Source organism: Priestia koreensis (assembly GCF_022646885.1).
In the GTDB taxonomy this organism is placed as follows: Bacteria; Bacillota; Bacilli; order Bacillales; family Bacillaceae_H; genus Bacillus_AG; species Bacillus_AG koreensis_A.
Map to the genome: position 1 here is coordinate 3,088,307 of NZ_CP061868.1, position 18,814 is coordinate 3,107,120.

The following is an 18,814-nucleotide window of genomic DNA, read 5'->3' on the forward strand; positions in this document are numbered from 1 at the left end:
AAATACTCAGGGCTTTTGTGTTAATGAATTTGAAAAGCTTCTACGGCTCTATCTAGCTCTTGCACCGTTTGTGATAAATGATCTGTGTAGCGTGCTAATTCACTAGAGGAGGCAGCCTGCTCCTCTACAATAGAGGCAATTTCCTGTGCTGAAGCAGTCGTTTGCTCTGATACCGCGCTAATTTCTTGGATCATCGCAACGACGTAGTCCTTCTGCTCATTAATCGTTTGAATCGAGGCTGCTTCCGCTAGAATGGACTGAACCATTTTATTTAAGGATTGCGTTATTTGCGTCATCGATGCACTCACCGTTTGAACCGCTTCCTTTTGTTCTACATTTACTTGAGTGGTTTCCTTCATCAACTCAACTAGCTTATTGTTTTCCTCTAGAATACTCGTAATAACCTCATTGATATTTCTCGTTGCTTGCTTTGAATCATCGGCCAAGTGACGAACCTCATCTGCTACGACCGCAAATCCTTTTCCATGTTCTCCTGCCCGTGCAGCTTCAATAGAAGCATTTAATGCAAGCAAATTCGTTTGCTCCGCAATGCTTGAAATACGGTCTGTTGCACTCGCAATAACCTGAGATTTACTATTCAAGTTTGCAACCATTTTTGTCACATCCGCAAATCCCTTTTCTAGGCGATCATAGGAATTAGTTAGCTCTTCAACTTTTGCTTCTCCTGCTTTTACTTGCGTGGCAGCACCTGACATTTCCTCTTCGATTACCTTTGACTGCTCGTTTAACGAAACAATCTCATCGCTTAAGTCTTGGATAGCGAGTGATCCTTTTTCTACTTGATTCGATTGCGTAGACGCACCTGAAGCAATTTCACTGATGGACTGTGCTACTTCACCAATTGCTTTGCTATTTTCATTGGCAATGGTATGAACACCGCTTGTCGTTTTATCAACCGCTGCCACATTATCATTCACTTTATGTATAAGTTCCCGCATATTTCGTATCATGTCGTTGTAATTCGTCGCCAAATCCTTAATTTCATCGTTTGAATGAACGGTAAGCTCGGTCATTAAATCTCCCTCTGACGTTCTTTTCAACGCCACCTGAAACTGCGCAATCATCTTTTTAAGTTTTCCTGACAAATAAATGGCACATAACGCGCCAATTAGCAGACCAATAATAATGGATACAATGCCTGTTAGACGAACAGTAGTCATTTTAGAGGTAAACTCTTCTGTTGGCGTAAGTGAAATTACTTTCCAATTTACATTAGGAATGGTGGATACTTGTCCGGTATATTCCTTACCAGCAATGTCTACACTTTGCAAAGATTGATCGTTCTGATCAAATAAAGTAGACACCCAGCTGTACGCACGATCAAATTTCTCTGAATCGCGGATTACGTCCTGTACCCCTTCGACCTTCCCACTATTTTTCGGGTTCATATTCTTCCCGTCGGCATTTTCAACGAACGAGCTAACGGCAACCCCCTGTGAGTCTAAGACGATAATATGATTCCCGGCATATTTTTCAACATTTTCTCGGGCGCCGTCAATCGTTCCTAAATCGACGTCATATCCAAGCGCTCCGACCATTTTTCCATTTATCATGACGGGCGTAATGATAGACGTCATGACTTTATGAGAAGTCTGATCCTCATAAATATCCATCCACGTCGTTTTTGGATTTTCCACAAGCGTTTTGTACGTTCTCGTTTCGTGCACATCTTTTTTAAACTCCATGTACGGTGCAATATGAAGCTTTCCTGTATTGCCATCCATATAATACGCCGAAATGATATCTCGATTGTGTTCGTTCGTTGATTGAAGAATTCGGTCGATCTTTTCAATCGGCTCTTTTTTCTGCAACTCTCCTGAAATTAACCCCGCTAGTTGATCTAACGAACGATTGTAGTTTTGAAGCGTGAGCGCAATTTGTCCACCTACATTTCGAGCGTTCGTTTTGTTGGCCTTTTCATTATCCGTTTCTAATATGTTTTTAACGACGACCTGTGTAAAAAACACCGTTCCTAAAAGGGAAATTAAGGTCGTCATACAAATGAATAAAACCCATTTTGTCCGAAGAGACACACGCCGCTTCTCTTTCCTTAATCGTGATGTTGTTTCTCTGCTCATATCGAATACCTTCTTTTTTCTGAATTACATTCACTCTCTTAAAAAAGCAAATATTCCTATTTATCGGTTTTGATAGATGATCCTTAACATCAATGGATTAAATCTATCTCTTTTGATTATTCTTTCAATTCAAAACCCTTTCCCTTATACTAAAATGGAAAAATAAAGAAAAGAGGGGTCGTATGAAAAAACCGACTATTATGCTGTTAGGAACCAATCATTTTGATACATCCATGGTGTCCGATTACAAAGTTACGGAAGAAATGGACATCTTTTCGGAAACCAAACAAAACGAAATTCAGGAAGTACTAGAGAAATTAAGTGCATTTGCTCCTACAAAAATTATCTTGGAATATCCATCTAAAGCTCAAAAAGAATTATCTAAGACGTATGAATCATATCGAAACGGTGAGCTGCAGCCCCAAAAAAATGAGATCTATCAGCTCGGCTATAAGCTTGCCGACATGCTAGGACATGACGCGATCTATGCAGGAGATTTTAATGAAGAAGAGGGTATTCCCGATATTTTTTCATTCATTGATGGAGATTCCTCTGACATTGCGGAAAAAATTAAGGATTTTTTTGATAAGTGGTTAAAAGAGGCCAATCAAAAGCTTTCTTCTACCGTTTGTGATTCTCTCACCTTTATGAACGAACCTGCATACGTAAAAAGCATGCACCAAATGTACATAGATATGTCCTTGCTTGAGGACAACGGAGAACCAATTGGAGCGAAGTGGGTTATGAACTACTGGTATTACCGAAATATGTTGATTTACAAAAAAATTGCTGAGCTTACTACTGATCAGGATGATCGAATATTGGTTATTTACGGGGCTGGTCATCTGTATTTACTTCAGCAGTTTTGTAAAGAAGGGGACCGCTTCATCATAGAGAATCCTACTACTTACCTAACGAGAGCAGTCACAGCCAACCGTTAATTTAATACTTGTTTCAACGCCCAGAAATGATGATCATGAAAGAGTAATTGCTTTGCTTCCTCAACGTTTAACCAACATATCTCATGATCATCCTCTAGCGGCTCCTGCACTCTTGCAGAGATCCACGTTTTGTAAAAGTAGCCGTCACTAAGAAGCGGCTCTCCTTTGCGAGAATAGAAATAGCGCTTTGCATGTCCAATATATGTACGGCTTATGACTTCACAACCGATCTCCTCAAGCATCTCTCTTTGCAAACACTGCTCATTCGTTTCACCCCTTTCTACTCCACCACCTGGTAGAAAATAAAGTCCCCTATGTTTAACCGTCAACACTTTCTTTTCCTTATTGATGATAACCCCATATACACCCTTTCTCTCCCTATAATGTCTGTCTTTTTCTTTCAATCCAAATAGTAGCGTCATCGCTCTCTCCTTTTCATCACCTGTTTAATTCCGCATGTTTACTAATGAAAATGACCGTTACACCTGATTTTTTTCCACATATACTAAAAGTACGTTCGTTTATCAAATCTATTCTATAGAGAAGCTAATATTCTAGCTATTCTCTTTACTACATGATGAAATCGAGGTTATGCGACAATGATTAAAGGTAGTGTAAGTGCTGTAAAAGATGGCTTTGTCGTCGTTGATGTTAACGGTCAACCTTTTGAATACCCAATGGATATTTTCAAAAAGACGTTAGTCGTTGGCGACACTGTCTATGTTGGTGGAAATACGGCAGCTGTTTTATGCGAAGAAACGGAGAAAATCCGTCAGCAAATCGAACAACAAATGAAAGATAGTTTAAATAAGAAATAAAAAACGGTCGCCCGTCACTTCTAAATGAAGCTATGGGCGACCGCTTTTCGTTTCAACTTTTGTCACATAAGCGTTCACGTTCTTTTCCGTTACCTTTGCGACAATATCACGATGTTCGTCACAATATTCGTACCTTCTATTATATTTGGTTATATTTCATAACTCCACATACAAAATAAGGTGATAAAATCACTGTATCTGTCAAACCCGTTCTACCTCATTACGAAGCTTTAATTTCATTAAACTCTTCCTCACTCCTTTCTTAAAATCCTGTTGTGAGCAGGTGATTTTTTACTTTTTATTGACAATTTATCTTGACCTGCATATAATCCTTATTAAACACATATGAATTATTAATCAAATCAGAATTTAATTCAGAGAAGGGATGAGAGAGATGAAGTTATTTCAATCACTATTTAGCGAACGTTGTCCTAAGTGCAATAAAGTATTAAATACATCGAAATCTAACGCACTCCAGGCCACAACCGTAAAGTTTTGCACCGAGCTTCATTATCAAAAAGAATTTCACCCTGGACTTGAACTGTTTGTAGAGAGCGATCATGTTAGCCAATAACCTTAAAATAAAACCCTACCAAATAGCTGTGTTATTTCTTTAAAGAATAGCGCGGCTATTTTTGCGTTATCCATTTATCCCTAACAGTGCAACATCAGGTAATTTAAACCTATGAAACTTTTTATTGTAATTAATCTGTAACATTTGTCACACAAACAGACACCTGCTTATTTTTCATTTGCTGTAACAGGTAACAAAATAGGTCTATTTTCCATTTTTGTTTCATCCCAACCATTGCTTCGCCTTTTCCTTTCTTATCATTAGAAACCCCTAAGAGACCTCTCAAATGGTACGTTTTCCCCCTACAAACACTCACTCGTTTCTTTAACTATCACCTAACTGTAAAGGATCTGTAACCAATCTTATCTTCCTTTTTAATACAATTAAGTTACTAACTGTTAGGAGTGAGTTTTATTGAAAAATACGATTGATTGCTATAGTGACGTACTAGAAATGCTTGATTCGCTGCTTCGAGACCCTGAGCCTTTTTGGGAGGATTTTTATACGGACCGAACGAAACCTATTCCGATCTTCACAGACTATCCTGATGAAACGCTCGTTTCTTACGTCAGAAGCGTCAACTTAACAGGAAGAAAAGTATTAGACATTGGATGTGGTGCTGGCCGAAATGCATTATTTTTAGCTTCACAGGGATTTGAAGTCGATGCAATTGATTTATCGTCAACGTCTATTGAGTGGGCAAAAGAACGAGCAGATGAGCGAAACCTTTCCATTCGCTTTATTCATGGGAACCTGTTTGAAACCGCTCTACGTACAGAGACATATGATCTCATTTATGATTCTGGGTGCTTTCACCATCTCGCTCCGCACAGGCGCATTACATACAATAAATTGGTAACACGCGTGTTAAAGACCGGCGGACATTTTGGCATTACATGCTTTGTTCCTGGAGGAAAATTTGGAGGTTCAACGCTTTCAGATTGGGAAGTCTATGAACTTCGTACGCTTCAAGGTGGTCTTGGCTATACAAAAGAACGTTTAATAGACATATTTAATCAACTTCAGATAATCGATGCTCGGGCAATGAATGATGTTCGGGACGGAGAAAGACTATTTGGAAGCTCAGATTTATTATCTGCTCTCTTTATTAAAGCAAACTAAGCTTTTTATTCCATATAGGATAAGAATGTTCAATATTTCTTATCCTCTTCCTATCTAGCGAAGGATACTGCACGTTTTCTTTCTTATTACGGACTTTTTTTTCGTTATGTATCAGATTTGTAACATTACTGTAATATTACTCTCCCTTTCTCCCCATCTTCTTTTCAATCACTTCGTTATTTTATTTACATCTCAATCCTTTAAAAGCCTTTATTATCAACCATTACATCAATCTATGTTTAAAAATCTCAATTTTTTTTAAAAAAATATAGGCAAACTACTTTTCAATTGTCACTTTTTGTTGTAACATAAATGTAACAAAAGAAATATAAAAACAATATTTGTTACATAGATAACGACATATAACGATTAGGAGTGGACGAGACATGAAACGATTTGGACTTATTTTATCAGTGGTGGCACTTTCTTTTACATTACATACACAAGCAACAGCAAAAACAACGGCAGAAACATTATCAACAAACAACGCAATTACTCTTGCAGCAGATGGCAGCGAACATTTTTGGAATGCTCTACACGGTTCAAAAGACAATTCATGTACAGCTCGTACATTTGACTATAAAGATGCAGGTTACGTCTATCTTTGTGAAGAGTTTGATACAAAAGAAAAGCTATCAAACTACTTAAACGAAACGTTTACAAATGGTAGCATTGAACAAGGACTAAAAGATTATGACTACATGACATACAACGGAAAGCTTGCTCACCCAATTGGTGATGGTTTCAGCATGCTTGATTGGGATCATGCAACAGCAAAGCTTGTTAAAAAACAAGGTAGCACACGTACATTTGAGTTTACCGTTCCAACCGTAGACGGAGATAGCGTAAAACGTCACGTAACATTTGCAGCAGTAGGATCACAGTGGAAAATTACAACATTTGACGCTGTGCAATAATCGTTAACCATTTTACCTTACCTTTACTGAAAAAACGCATTGCTTATAAGCAACGCGTTTTTTGTTATTTCCTATATTATTACTTCCAGTTTACATATCGAGCCTCTCCTGCAAACAACTTATCTGCCACTAGCCTTCCTTTCTTATCAAACGCACGAATATTCCAATTGCTCTCCGTGTATTTATTTAGTACGAACAGCGCGTATCGATTTTTCACTTTTTGAACGTGGTACACCTTCGAATGTGATTTTACATCGTTTAACGAAAGATGATATGGTGCTGTCTGGGATACTCCTTTCAAATGATTTCCAAGCGCTATGTATTGAATTTTTGACCGTGGTGCAGTTTCAATGGCTACAACGAAACGGCTATGATCTCCCATGCCCGTTGCTTTAAACGGTTTTCCTGCTTCAACCGAATACCCGAACGTTCCCCCATCAGATCGGTACAAAAACCCAAACTTTCTCTCTAAGCGGCTAATACCAAACGTGCGAAACGTTTCGTCCTCAAATAAGACAATTTTTCCGTAGTTCTTTATATCCTTTGATTCAATAATTTTAACGTCGTTTTCATGAGAGATTGCCTCCTCTGCTGAAACGTGCATATGATCAAATTTCAGCAGAACAAGAGTAATGATTCCTATAGCAAAAGCTCCAATGATTACTTTTTTCATCCATCATCCCCCCGATGAAGAACTTTTTGTTTCCGCAACTGCTTGACGTACGTGACCTATTCAAAATTACGCTTCTGTCAAAAAATAAATAACCTATACTATAAGTTCCCCCCTTTAAGCATGTTTTAACTCTGCTTCATATGTAAAATGCGGATGTGACTCCATCTGCTGACGCACTTCTTCTAAAGGACGCTTTGAATAAAATCCATAATATGAATGTTGTTTAACGTGGAATTTTCGCATGATGTCGGAAATAGCAGGCATGCGAGAGTCATGGTCATATTCCTTCATAAAAGTGCGAAAGTGAATCCAATCCTCTTGTTCCATCACTTTAATAACTGTACACATTTCCTCATTGATACAAGATTCCTCCACACTAAAAATCATTTGTGGATGATCTTCAGACGGATGAGCTGTGTCGTTTTTGACGAGCGCTTGAAAATCTACCAATAGCCTGTGAAAATCTTCAATCGTCTGAATGCAAAATCCGATATGCCAGTGAGGCGCCGTTCGTTGATCGTATTCCCACTCGATCGATGATACAAGGTACATGGTCGAAAGCTTCCGTAAAACGCGCTTATTTGTAAAGCCTGTTTTAAATATCACTTCCGCTTTATGATCAGACTCCATAAAAACCGTAAAAATATCCCCACACCATACGTTCGCCTCTCCAATCAATTCGATATATTCCTGTGATCCCACGGCGAGCTCTTCAAACGGCACGGCATCATTTACTAGACGATAGTGATGTTCAGCAGCAAACTGTGTTACGATCCCCACTACTTCTTCTTGCTTCATCCTCTAGTCTCCTTCCTTACACTTAAAAATAGCTTTAGTTCCATTTAAGAACCAAAGCCCATTTACGTATATTTACTCTTCCCACATTTTCTTCGCTCGTTCAAGATTTTGTAAGCTAATGAAGCCTTTTTGCATCGGAGGTGGACATTGAACGTTATGTTTCTTAATTTTTTCATTGATCACGTTGACCTCTTCTTCCGTTTGGCAGGTACGTACGAGAGCTGAAATTTCCTTTTGAAGCTGAAGCCACGGTGGCAAATAGCCAGCGTCGCGCGCAACTCTCTCAAAATTTTGGAACACGTCCCGTTTAAAATAATCCTGACTAAGCGGTTTTCCTTGGCCTTTCAGTGGAGCTTGATCACCTGAATTTTTTAACATATCGCCAATTAAATCGTTGTACTTATTTTCCATCCTTCTCCCCCCATTTCGACTCAAAAACCTTCCTTTTATTCATGTGTTCATTGTACCATATTATTACAGTCTTTCTAGACAAGGTCTTTGGGAATGAAAATTGGGCGCTCATCCAATCCTTTGAAGGAAAATAAGTCAATGCTTATATCCGTTTCACTTGGCACAAACTAACAAAAAATTTGCGTTTGTTCTCGTTTAATCAGGGAACAACATACTAGACTCCCTTTCAAACCTGTTTCTTTTTACTTGGAAATGGGTTTTCTTTTCTTAAAATCAACGCTGCCTAAGCGGTAGTTTTATACTTATTTCGGGTTTCGAAACAAAATAATTGACCCTTTTTTTAATAAGGAGTATCTTTAGTTCAGTCATCAAATCTTTTGTGTTGCAAAGTTTATTTTTTTGTATTATAGTACTCAATGCAACATTAATTGATAGGTCAATCAATTGCCCACAATGAAAAATAAGGTAATTTTAGATTGAGCTAATGATCCCAATATACACCCATCAATCTGGTTTGACCTTTCAAGCTTTTAGATCCCTAAATCTTGTCCCCAAAGCTTGAAAGGTTCAAGACCATACAAAGGAGAATGTTCGATGGAAAATTATCATGAACTTTTACAAAAACAACATGCCTTCTTTAAAGGCGGTCAAACAAAAGATGTTCAGTTTCGTATTGATACGTTAAATAAATTAAAAGACCTTGTGCAAACACACGCTCAGGATGTATTAGATGCTGTAAAAGCAGACCTTAACAAGCCAGAAGTAGAAGCAAAACGCGCTGAGGTTGGTCTTGTGATCGGTGAAATTGACTATATGGTTGAAAACTTAGCTGCATGGGCAGAACCAAAAGAAGTCGAAACACCTGCAATGCTTGAAGGTGCAAAAAGCTTCATTTTACCAGAGCCATACGGTTCAGCACTCGTTATTGCGCCTTGGAACTACCCGTTCCAACTTGCAATGAATCCATTAGTAGGAGCGATTGCAGCAGGTAACACAGCAGTGTTAAAGCCATCTGAGCTAACACCACGCACATCTAGCCTGCTTGCGACGCTTATTAACGATAACTTCCCTGAAGAATATCTTCGCGTAGTTGAAGGTGAAGTCGAAACAAGCACAGCGCTATTAAACGAAAAATTTGACTATGTGTTCTTCACAGGAAGCACAGGCGTAGGGAAAATTGTTGCTCAAGCAGCTGCTAAACACTTGACACCTGTAACGCTTGAGCTAGGTGGAAAAAGTCCGACAATCGTTCATAAAGATGCAAACCTTGATGAAACGGCTGCACGCATTGCACGCGGAAAATTCGCAAACGCTGGTCAAACTTGCGTAGCACCTGACTATGTTCTTGCTCACCGTAGCGTAAAAGATGAGCTAATTAAAAAATTACAAGAAGTAATCACAGCTACGTATGGTGAAGACGTAACGAAAAACCTTGACTTCCCTCACGTAGTAAGTGGCAGACACTTTGATCGCTTACACGGCTTCTTAGACAACGGCGACTTAGCAGTTGGTGGTCAATCAGACCGTGATCGTTTGTTCATTGAGCCAACGGTGTTAGATAACATTTCTTTTGAAGATGCTGTTATGCAGGATGAAATCTTCGGACCTATTCTTCCTGTGATCGTATATGATGAGCTTTCTGAAGTAATTGACGAAGTAACAAAACGACCAAAACCACTAGCTCTTTACATCTTCTCTGAAGACGAAGAAGTTCAAAATGAAATCTTACACAACATTTCATTTGGTGGCGGTTCAATTAACGACACAATCACACATATGACAACTCACTACCTACCATTTGGTGGTGTAGGAGAAAGCGGTATGGGTGCTTATCATGGTAAAGCAAGCTTTGATACATTCTCACACTTCAAAAGCATTTTAAACCGCCCAACAAAATAATAAGATAACAAAAAAGAGAGAAGCTACGATTGAGGCCACTGAAAAACTTCGGCTTTTTTAGATGATCAGTAGCACGTAAGACAGAAAAGCTGGATCCATTCCGTTCTTTGGAATAGATCCAGCTTTTTCTTCATTATAAAGCAAAAACGGCCAAGTTCCTTTCAAAATAGGAACTTGGCCATTACATCTGATGCAGTCGCTCTAGGTTGTTTGGAACGTAAGGTGCGAGACTCCTGCGGGATTAGCGTGACAGGTGAGACCCCGCAGAGCAGCGAGAAGGCTCACTGCAAGCCCCGCGGAAAGCGAAGAAACCTGGAGTGGAAATCAACCGACTCCGTTATGAACGCAATCCTTTAAGGACTTTTTCAGTGGCCTCGTGTATGCGTGTTCTTTTTTACTACTTCCCTGCCATATCTGCTTCATGAAGAAACAGAAGTTTTTGAAATAAATCGGCGCCTAGCAGATCATGAATTTCCTTCATCTTTTTCTCACTCGCACCGAGCGGAATCATGTGAAACTGAACGAGCGCTGACACACGCTGCACAATACTTTCATCATAGCCGAGTTGGGTAAGCCAATACGCGGCAAGCTGAGAAGAAACAAATTCATGGCCAATAAAGTGAGCGTATCTCGTTTCCTCGCCTTTTCGAGTCGTAAAACTTTTACAATAGCCCTTTCCGAGATCGTGAAAAAGCGCTGCCCACAGCATTATAAGCTGATTGTCACCCTCGTACTTCTCTAGCACATACTTGTACACATAGTAAATATGGCGACTAATGGAGAACGAATGATACGTAGAATCTTGTGACACATTAAATATATCCATAAACTCTGGAATAACCGTTGCAAGATGTGGAATTAATTCGTCATGAGCTGCACCAAAGGTAACGGCTGCTTCAAGCGCATTTCTTGTTTCACTCGCCCTACCCACGCCGTCATTAAAATAAATCACGTCGTCCCATCCTTCATTCATAACAGGAATATGAAGGGATTTATACATTTTATCAATGACGGAACTTCCTACTTTTCGCGTACGATGCTCATCCTGATATTGAATATGCGTCAGATGATTATTTATATAATAAGCTACTTTTTCGTTCGCTTTGATTACGTGGTTGATCAGATGCACACGTTTTTTCCTTGTGAGATTTGTGGCGTCATAAATAACCGTATCGCCAAGCAAGAGATGCGTATTTGCGCGTTTATTCATTTCTTCGAATACACGTACATTTTGGGACTGATCATTCACATCACCAAAAAGTTCTTCACGCAGCTCATCCGAAGAAAGAATGACGCCGTTCTCTTGCATACTCAGTTGCCGCGCAAGCGTTGATTTTCCTGATGCCGGGAGACCAACCATCATGATGAATTTACTCAAGCAGCTCACCTTCTTTAGTGATTGGTGACAACTCACGTGAATCGTCAATCCCAATTTGGTGTAGCTTACGATAAGAACCATCTGCCTTCTTTAAAAGGTCATATCGTTTTCCTAAAAATTCATTTCGAACAAACGATTTTAGCGCCTTTGGGACGTGTTGATCGATCCAAATCATACATTCCTTTCGATCATCTTTAGGTGCCGCCTCGTAGTAGTGCTTAATATGGGACTTTGTTTCCTTTAAGCGTTTGAAAACCTCGCTCGCTGTCTCCTCCACCCTCCCACGGTAAGCATCGGGAACTTTTGAGACCATATCATCATACGTTTCTTCTGCAATTGCTTGAATGATGACGTTAACGGATGAAATTCTGTCCAACAGTCCGTGCATACTTACGTAGTCATCACACTTCACTTTGATAAAATGACCATCGATATGTAAGACCCATCCTTCTTTTTCATAAGACCGATACGTCTTCATATCCTCTAGCAAATTCTCTAACGTTTTGTTTTCAAGCGATACGGCTTTGACTCCATATCCTGATGCTAATTGTAGGACGTCACAATAGGATAAGTGCTCCCCTGTATACGTATTTCGAACACCAATTAAATAAAGCCCTTCGTCTTTTTTAGTATAGTTCACGACATGTGCATCTCGTTGTGAGATATATTCAAATACAAACGTATAGTGATCGTGCTCTTTTAACATCCTTACATACGAATCGCTAAGCATGCGATGTCCATCTTCTAAGCGCCATGAATCCTGCATTGAGACCGCCATACTTCCTGCCATAAACACATTTCCACGGTACCAGCGAGCATTTTGCATCGAACCGTCCAGCTTATCAGCAATCTCTACCACCTTTGCACGCCTCATTTTTTCTTGTATAGCGTCTACTTTATTTTCTTCTACCTCATTTAAATTAAAAAACTTTCGATACGGTGATAGAACGACTTCCTCACGTTCTAGATCGATCACAACACTTCGACACTCACGGTAAATAGACCCTTGATCCTCCCACATTTCACGTTTCATCTCAAAAAGATCGTAGCGAAATAAAACGAGTGATCCGTTTTGATTCACATGCAGGCAATCGAATACCTCGTCATATTCTTTCCGATTTAATTTCTGTAGCCACGTTTTAAAATCGTACGTGTCAACCTCTCCAACTACTTGCTTATAATCTTGCTTCATTTTCATCACCAGATTGTAAACAGGATTCCACGAATAGGAATTCATTATGGCTTCCTCCTCTAAGGCATCTTTTTATCTACACATTCATTTCAGCTATTTTAATAAGAAAGAAAAACAGGATGACTTGCCTCTTCTCTTCCTATTATATGAATCTATCTCTCAAACATTATCCGTCATGTTTTAACTAACCTTCACATTTTTTCCATTATTGTTATAATAATAGTTATTATAGCATAACTCTTTTTTGGAAAATATTCATTGCCAAGAAGGTATTGTGGTGCTACAATGTTCTACATTCCTACTATTCTTACTTACATAGTCGGTTTAACACATTACATGATGAAATAGGAGTGATTTTAGTGAAAAAATCATATTTACTTTTCATCTCTCTTATTGCCGTGATTCTTATTGCAGCAGGATGCAGTAACGATAGCAGCAAGCCTTCAAGTGCAAAAGAAGGCAAAGAGGGTGGAACACTAAACGTCGCGTCTCAAAGTGAGCCAGCAACGCTTGATGCTCAAATTACGGGAGACTCAGATGTAAAAGACGCAACACGAAGCATTTATGAAGGTCTTATGATTCTAGATAACAAAGGAAATCCACAGCCTGATTTAGCCTCTAAAGTCGATGTTAGTGAAGATAAGAAAACGTATACGTTCCAACTTCGTAAAGGTGTAAAATTCCATAATGGAAAAGAAATGACGGCAGATGATGTTGTCGCCTCTATCAATCGCTGGATTAAACTATCTTCCCTCGGTAAAACGAACTTCGCTGGAGCCGAAATGGCAAAAGTAAATAACGATACGGTGAAGCTTACTCTACAAGCTCCCAACGTGAATACGTTATCGTTATTAGCGGATCCAATTCCCGCCGCAGCTATTCTACCAAAAGAAATTGTTGATGGTGCATCAGATGAAGGAATTAAAGAGTATATCGGGACAGGCCCGTATAAATTAAAAGAATGGAAGAAAAATCAATACATTTTACTAGAGAAATTTAAGGATTATTCATCAAAAGGTCGCGAAGTGAAAAAAACGCCTCATGCGGACGAAATCAAGTTAAGTTTTGTCAGTGATGAATCAACGCGTATCTCTGGTTTAACAACTGGTCAATTTGATGTGGCGTTATCGATTTCAAGCGATAACACAAAACAAATTGAAGGCAGTCAAAATGCAAAAGTAGAAACGTCTCCTGGTGGATTTATGGGATTATTCTACAACGGCGATAAAGGTGTCTTTAAAGACATTAACGCACGTAAAGCTGTAAATGCAGTACTAAATTCAAAAGATATTTTGGATAGCTCTTACGGTAGTTCAAAGTTTTACACACTTTCTTCTTCCATTGTAAATAAAGAATACCCGAACTATTACAGTACAGCTGGAGAAAAAGAATACAATCAGCACGATAAGAAAAAAGCAAAAGAATACTTAAAGAAATCTGGTTATAACGGTGAAGAAATTCGCTTGATGGCTTCTCGTGACTATCAAGATCAATACAACACGGCTGTTGTTGTTCAGCAAGAATTAAAAAGCATTGGCATGAATGTAAAGCTAGAAGTCTATGACTGGGCAACGTTCAGTGACAAAATGAGCGACACAAGTCAGTGGGATATCTACCCTGTTGACTGGAATGCACGTTCAACTATTTTCCAAGGTTTCTGGACAACAAAAGGTACGTCTGTGGAAAAATCGATGGATTATTTAAACAAAGTTAAAGCAGCTCCTTCTGTTGAAGAAGCACGTGATGAAGTGGATGCTATTCAGCAATATGTATGGGATGAGCTTCCATTCACATTAATTGGACACAAGATGAATATTAACGCTGTTTCCAACAACGTAAAGGGCTATCAATATAATCTTGGACCAATCTTTTATAATATGACATTAACTAAATAATGTATGACCATAAAAGCAGAGAGCATACGCCCTCTGCTTTTAGAAAGGAGTTTAATATGGGCGCTTATACAGTCAAGAGAATTCTCTCCTTAATCCCTGTTTTACTAATTGTCTCAATTGTGGTGTTTTTAATTACTCATCTTACACCAGGAAATCCCGCTGCTATCATATTAGGCCAAGGCGCAAGCGCGGATCAAATTGCTGCACTTAGTAAAAAAATGGGATTAGATAAACCCGTTATGGAACAATTTTTTATTTGGATCTCCAATATTGCTCACGGTGATTTTGGTTACTCCTACTTTTTAAATCGATCCGTTCTAGGAGCCATTTGGGACAACGTTGGCCCTACATTCTCGTTAGCATTATTAGCTCAAGTGATCGGGGTAACGTTCGCTCTACTTTTCGGAGTATACGCAGCCAAACATAAAGGAAAAGTACGCGACGAGGCCATTATGGGAGCAAGCTTGCTTGGTATTTCCATTCCTAGCTTTCTTCTAGGCTCACTGCTAATCTTACTCTTTGCTGTTCAGCTTCGCATATTCCCTGTTTCAGGATATGTGCCGCTAAACGCTGGACTTTTCGAGCATCTACGCTATTTGATTTTACCTGCCATTACGCTTGGTACCATTCAAGCTGCGCTTATTACGAGAATGACGCGTTCTTCTTTATTGGATACGATTTCTGAGAACTTCGTCAAAACGGCGAAGGCAAAAGGACTAAGCGAACGAACCGTTATGCTCAAGCATACGCTACGCGTTGGCTTTTTACCCATTTTAACCGTCATTGGGGAATCATTTGGAGGACTTGTGACAGGTGCAGCCGTAACAGAGGCATTATTTAATATTCCGGGACTTGGACAGCTCATCGTCTCCTCCATTGAGCGACGAGATTATGCGCTCATTCAAGGAGCCGTATTACTTATTACAATTGTATACGTCATTGTCAATTTAGTTGTCGATTTGCTCTACGCAGTGATCGATCCACGCGTCCGAAATTCTTATCATGATTAAAAGGGGGGAACACATATGAATGCACCACAACAAACAGAGCCTCTTTCACATACGACGGAGAAGAAAAAGAAAAACCCAACCATCGTAAGGCTGTTATCAAACCGACTACTCGTTCGAGGCGCTATTCTTATTTTACTATCTGTAATCATTGCGATCTTTGCGCCGCTAATTTCTCCTTTTGATATGTTAAAAGTAGATCCAGCCCATCGACTTGCGCCCCCTTCTGGCCTGCATTGGTTTGGAACGGACAATTTTGGACGCGATGTGTTTAGTCGTACGATGTACGGAGTTAGAATTTCCATTATGATTGGCGCAACTGTAACGATTATCTCTTCTGTTATTGGATTAATTGTTGGCCTTTTATCCTCTTACTATAAAGTACTTGATTATATTTTAATGCGGATATGTGACGGGCTGTTTGCCTTTCCGTCCATTTTATTAGCCATTGCTATTATGTCGGCTTTAGGGCCAAAAACAATAAATGTTATTATCGCACTTAGCCTTGTTTTCATTCCATCAATTGCCCGAATTGTTCGCTCAGCGGCACTTGTGGTAAAAGAAAAAACATTCGTTGAAGCACTTAAAGCTCAGGGAGCAAGTTCCGTACGCATTCTCTTTTTACACATTGCGCCGAACGTTCTCTCACCTCTAATCGTACAAGTAACGTACGTATTTGCCGTAACAATTTTAACTGAAGCTTCTTTAAGCTTTTTAGGAGCTGGTATTCCTGCCCCCATCCCTAGTTTAGGAAATATGCTGTACGACGGAAAACTTGCGATCTACACAGCGTGGTGGATGACGGTATTTCCAGGTATCTTTATTATCCTACTTGTACTCGGTCTTAACTTATTCGGTGATGGCTTACGTGACTGGCTAAACCCTAAAAATGTCGTACTAAAAAGAAGGAGGAAGAAAAGATGGCAACGCAAGAGTCTCTCTTAACAATTGAAGATTTAAAAGTAATCTTTTCGACCTACAGCGGAGACGTTACAGCAGTCGATAACGTGTCACTACAGCTTAACAAAGGAGAAGTATTAGGAATTGTGGGTGAATCAGGCTCTGGTAAAAGCGTCACGTCGGAATCGATTTTACAGCTGTTAGATGAGGATTTGACAACCTACGAGGGAAACATATGGTTTGAAGGAAAAAATTTATTGGACATGTCACCGAGACAAATACAACGCCTTCGTGGCAACGACATTTCGATGATTTTTCAGGACCCGATGTCTTCTCTCAATCCGGTAATGTCCATTGGAAAACAAATCGCAGAGGTGATTCGTCTTCACCAACGTGTCTCCAAAAAGGAAGCACAACGGAAAGTTGTTGAATTGTTACGCTTAACGGGAATTCCATCTCCAGAGCAGCGAGCAAAAGAATATCCACACGAAATTTCAGGTGGAATGAGACAACGAATTATGATTGCGATGGCGTTAGCCTGTGAGCCGAAGCTACTTATTGCAGATGAGCCCACCACTGCGCTTGACGTAACCATTCAAGCACAAATTCTAAATTTAATGATGGAACTAAAAAACCGCTTAAACATGGGCGTTTTATTCATTACCCATGACCTAGGGGTCGTACGTACGGTTTGTACGAAGGTCGCGGTTATGTATTTAGGTCAGGTAATGGAAGAGACGGACGTTGACACACTTTTCTCTAAACCACTTCATCCGTATACAATGGGATTGATCAAATCCGTCCCGCATTTAGATGGTGATAAAACGAAAGATCTTCCGTCCATTCCTGGCACGGTCCCACCACTTTCAAATATTCCAGACGGATGCCGGTTTGCACCGCGCTGTCCGTTTGCTACGGAAAAATGTCATAAAGAAGCGCCAAGTCTTGAGTACGCAAGTGATTCACATCGCGTTCGCTGCTGGCACTATGAAAAGATTCAAAAAGGAGAGATGGAGCATGTCTACTGAAGCAACACAACAAGCTGCGACTCCTCTTCTCGAAGTTCGCAATCTACAAAAATACTTCCCTGTTCGCTCCGCAATCGGAAAAACAAAGGGACAAATTAAAGCGGTTCATGACGTCTCCTTTTCCATTTATGAAGGGGAAACGTACGGCCTAGTAGGCGAATCAGGGTGCGGGAAAAGTACCGCCGGGCGATCGCTATTAAAATTGGTCGAGCCAACCGGCGGTGAAGCCTATTTTAACGGCGAAAACATTTTTACGATGAAGCCTTCACAGCTAAAAGCGGTTCGAAAAGACTTGCAGATGATCTTTCAAGATCCTCACACGTCGTTAAATCCGCGTAAAAAAATTGGCGCTTCCATTCAAGAAACGCTTACGATTCATAACATTGGCGCAAAAAGCGAACGGAAGCAGGCTGTTATTGACTTGCTTAAAAAGCTTGGGTTTAACGAAGGAGATTACAATCGCTATCCACACGAATTTTCAGGTGGTCAGCGTCAGCGTATCGGCATTGCGCGCTCACTCATTTTGAATCCAAAGCTTATTATCTGCGATGAGCCTGTCTCAGCATTAGACGTTTCCATTCAGGCACAAATTCTAAATTTGCTTCGCCAGCTACAGCACGAGATGAAGCTTTCCTATCTTTTTATCTCGCATGATCTAAGCGTTGTAAGACACATTGCAGATCGCGTAGGCGTTATGTATTTAGGAAGATTAGTAGAAGAAGGAACAACGGATGAGATTTTCTCCAATCCCCGTCATCCATATACAAAGCTTCTTCTATCATCCGTACCAACCGTTCATGAAAGTGAAGCACGAGAAATAATAGAAGCAAAAGGAGAAATTCCATCTCCACTCAACCCACCTTCTGGCTGTGCCTTTCATCAGCGCTGTCCGTTTGCTACAGACCGCTGCAAGCAGGAAACACCGGAAGATACGGTGATTAATGCTACTCATCGTGTTAAGTGTCATTTATATAGTGAGTAACTAGTAAAAGGACTCTCAGGGTTAACTTCGAGAGTCCTTTTTTATTCTAGTCTCATCATGCTTTGGTTAAAATAGTTGATTATAAAATGTGAAAATTCCATTATCTTCGTTCTCCGTCAACTTCTTATTTTACCGGCTCATTTGCATCTACACTACCTTGTAGAAGTTGAAATTTAAGCA

The 18,814-nt window shown here is 39.8% G+C and carries 19 protein-coding genes; 11 read left to right on the forward strand and 8 right to left on the reverse strand.

Annotated elements, in window-relative coordinates:
* Positions 1 to 20: 20 nt before the first annotated feature.
* Positions 21 to 2,099 carry a methyl-accepting chemotaxis protein gene (locus tag IE339_RS16310; RefSeq protein ID WP_242169239.1) on the reverse strand — a complete coding sequence of 693 codons (2,079 nt, stop codon included), beginning with the start codon at positions 2,097 to 2,099 and terminating at the stop codon, positions 21 to 23.
* 182 nt (positions 2,100 to 2,281) lie between these two features.
* Here IE339_RS16310 and IE339_RS16315 point away from each other — a divergent pair, with 182 nt between their 5' ends.
* Positions 2,282 to 3,040, forward strand: coding sequence for a DUF5694 domain-containing protein (locus IE339_RS16315; protein WP_242169242.1), 759 nt, complete (start codon positions 2,282 to 2,284; stop codon positions 3,038 to 3,040).
* Here the strand turns inward: IE339_RS16315 and IE339_RS16320 are convergent.
* Entirely contained in the window at positions 3,037 to 3,462 is a 426-nt protein-coding gene (locus IE339_RS16320; RefSeq protein WP_242169244.1) for an NUDIX hydrolase, read from the reverse strand. The genes IE339_RS16315 and IE339_RS16320 overlap by 4 nt on opposite strands.
* Before the next feature lie 177 nt (positions 3,463 to 3,639).
* On the opposite strand from IE339_RS16320, the gene IE339_RS16325 reads away from it, so the two are divergent.
* Both IE339_RS16325 and IE339_RS16330 read left to right on the forward strand, forming a co-directional pair.
* Positions 3,640 to 3,858, forward strand: coding sequence for a hypothetical protein (locus tag IE339_RS16325; protein WP_053401531.1), 219 nt, complete (start codon positions 3,640 to 3,642; stop codon positions 3,856 to 3,858).
* Positions 3,859 to 4,252: 394 nt separating this feature from the next.
* Positions 4,253 to 4,432: a hypothetical protein gene (locus IE339_RS16330; RefSeq protein WP_242169246.1), complete on the forward strand. Its 180-nt coding sequence runs from the start codon at positions 4,253 to 4,255 to the stop codon at positions 4,430 to 4,432.
* A 130-nt stretch (positions 4,433 to 4,562) separates the two neighbouring features.
* Here the strand turns inward: IE339_RS16330 and IE339_RS16335 are convergent, their stop codons facing one another.
* Positions 4,563 to 4,718 carry a hypothetical protein gene (locus IE339_RS16335; protein WP_242169247.1) on the reverse strand — a complete coding sequence of 52 codons (156 nt, stop codon included), beginning with the start codon at positions 4,716 to 4,718 and terminating at the stop codon, positions 4,563 to 4,565.
* A 128-nt stretch (positions 4,719 to 4,846) separates the two neighbouring features.
* Here IE339_RS16335 and IE339_RS16340 point away from each other — a divergent pair, with 128 nt between their 5' ends.
* Positions 4,847 to 5,554, forward strand: a complete 708-nt coding sequence (locus IE339_RS16340) for a class I SAM-dependent methyltransferase (RefSeq protein ID WP_242169249.1) — start codon at positions 4,847 to 4,849, stop codon at positions 5,552 to 5,554.
* Positions 5,555 to 5,940: 386 nt separating this feature from the next.
* The gene (locus tag IE339_RS16345) at positions 5,941 to 6,471 is read left to right on the forward strand and encodes an IseA DL-endopeptidase inhibitor family protein (protein ID WP_242169250.1); all 531 of its coding nucleotides are present in this window, start codon (positions 5,941 to 5,943) and stop codon (positions 6,469 to 6,471) included.
* Positions 6,472 to 6,550: 79 nt separating this feature from the next.
* Here IE339_RS16345 and IE339_RS16350 read toward each other — a convergent pair whose 3' ends face one another.
* The 3 genes from IE339_RS16350 to IE339_RS16360 all read right to left on the reverse strand — a co-directional run bounded on the left by IE339_RS16350 (position 6,551) and on the right by IE339_RS16360 (position 8,353).
* Positions 6,551 to 7,144, reverse strand: a complete 594-nt coding sequence (locus tag IE339_RS16350) for a hypothetical protein (protein ID WP_242169252.1) — start codon at positions 7,142 to 7,144, stop codon at positions 6,551 to 6,553.
* A gap of 114 nt (positions 7,145 to 7,258) precedes the next feature.
* A complete protein-coding gene (locus IE339_RS16355) occupies positions 7,259 to 7,942 on the reverse strand; it encodes a hypothetical protein (protein WP_242169254.1) in 684 nt (227 codons plus the stop codon).
* Between the two features lie 72 nt (positions 7,943 to 8,014).
* On the reverse strand, positions 8,015 to 8,353 hold the full coding sequence (locus IE339_RS16360; protein ID WP_242169256.1) for a DnaJ family domain-containing protein: 339 nt from the start codon (positions 8,351 to 8,353) through the stop codon (positions 8,015 to 8,017).
* Between the two features lie 594 nt (positions 8,354 to 8,947).
* On the opposite strand from IE339_RS16360, the gene IE339_RS16365 reads away from it, so the two are divergent.
* Positions 8,948 to 10,252, forward strand: coding sequence for an aldehyde dehydrogenase (locus IE339_RS16365; RefSeq protein WP_242169258.1), 1,305 nt, complete (start codon positions 8,948 to 8,950; stop codon positions 10,250 to 10,252).
* 397 nt (positions 10,253 to 10,649) lie between these two features.
* Here IE339_RS16365 and IE339_RS16370 read toward each other — a convergent pair whose 3' ends face one another.
* A complete protein-coding gene (locus IE339_RS16370; RefSeq protein WP_242169260.1) occupies positions 10,650 to 11,630 on the reverse strand; it encodes an AAA family ATPase in 981 nt (326 codons plus the stop codon).
* Positions 11,623 to 12,867, reverse strand: a complete 1,245-nt coding sequence (locus tag IE339_RS16375; RefSeq protein WP_242169262.1) for a T4 RnlA family RNA ligase — start codon at positions 12,865 to 12,867, stop codon at positions 11,623 to 11,625. The genes IE339_RS16370 and IE339_RS16375 overlap by 8 nt, the downstream gene beginning before the upstream one ends.
* Before the next feature lie 314 nt (positions 12,868 to 13,181).
* Between IE339_RS16375 and IE339_RS16380 the strand changes: the two genes are divergently transcribed.
* Genes IE339_RS16380 through IE339_RS16400 form a run of 5 tightly spaced genes read left to right on the forward strand, consistent with a single transcriptional unit; the run spans position 13,182 to position 18,634 of the window.
* Positions 13,182 to 14,717, forward strand: a complete 1,536-nt coding sequence (locus tag IE339_RS16380; RefSeq protein WP_242169264.1) for an ABC transporter substrate-binding protein — start codon at positions 13,182 to 13,184, stop codon at positions 14,715 to 14,717.
* Positions 14,718 to 14,773: 56 nt separating this feature from the next.
* Entirely contained in the window at positions 14,774 to 15,727 is a 954-nt protein-coding gene (locus IE339_RS16385; RefSeq protein WP_053401543.1) for an ABC transporter permease, read from the forward strand.
* 15 nt (positions 15,728 to 15,742) lie between these two features.
* On the forward strand, positions 15,743 to 16,669 hold the full coding sequence (locus tag IE339_RS16390) for an ABC transporter permease (RefSeq protein WP_242169266.1): 927 nt from the start codon (positions 15,743 to 15,745) through the stop codon (positions 16,667 to 16,669).
* Positions 16,645 to 17,652 carry an ABC transporter ATP-binding protein gene (locus IE339_RS16395; RefSeq protein ID WP_242169268.1) on the forward strand — a complete coding sequence of 336 codons (1,008 nt, stop codon included), beginning with the start codon at positions 16,645 to 16,647 and terminating at the stop codon, positions 17,650 to 17,652. Before IE339_RS16390 ends, IE339_RS16395 begins: the two co-directional genes overlap by 25 nt.
* Positions 17,642 to 18,634 (forward strand): ABC transporter ATP-binding protein, encoded by a 993-nt coding sequence (locus IE339_RS16400; RefSeq protein ID WP_242169270.1) that lies wholly within the window; start codon positions 17,642 to 17,644, stop codon positions 18,632 to 18,634. Before IE339_RS16395 ends, IE339_RS16400 begins: the two co-directional genes overlap by 11 nt.
* Positions 18,635 to 18,814 lie beyond the last annotated feature (180 nt).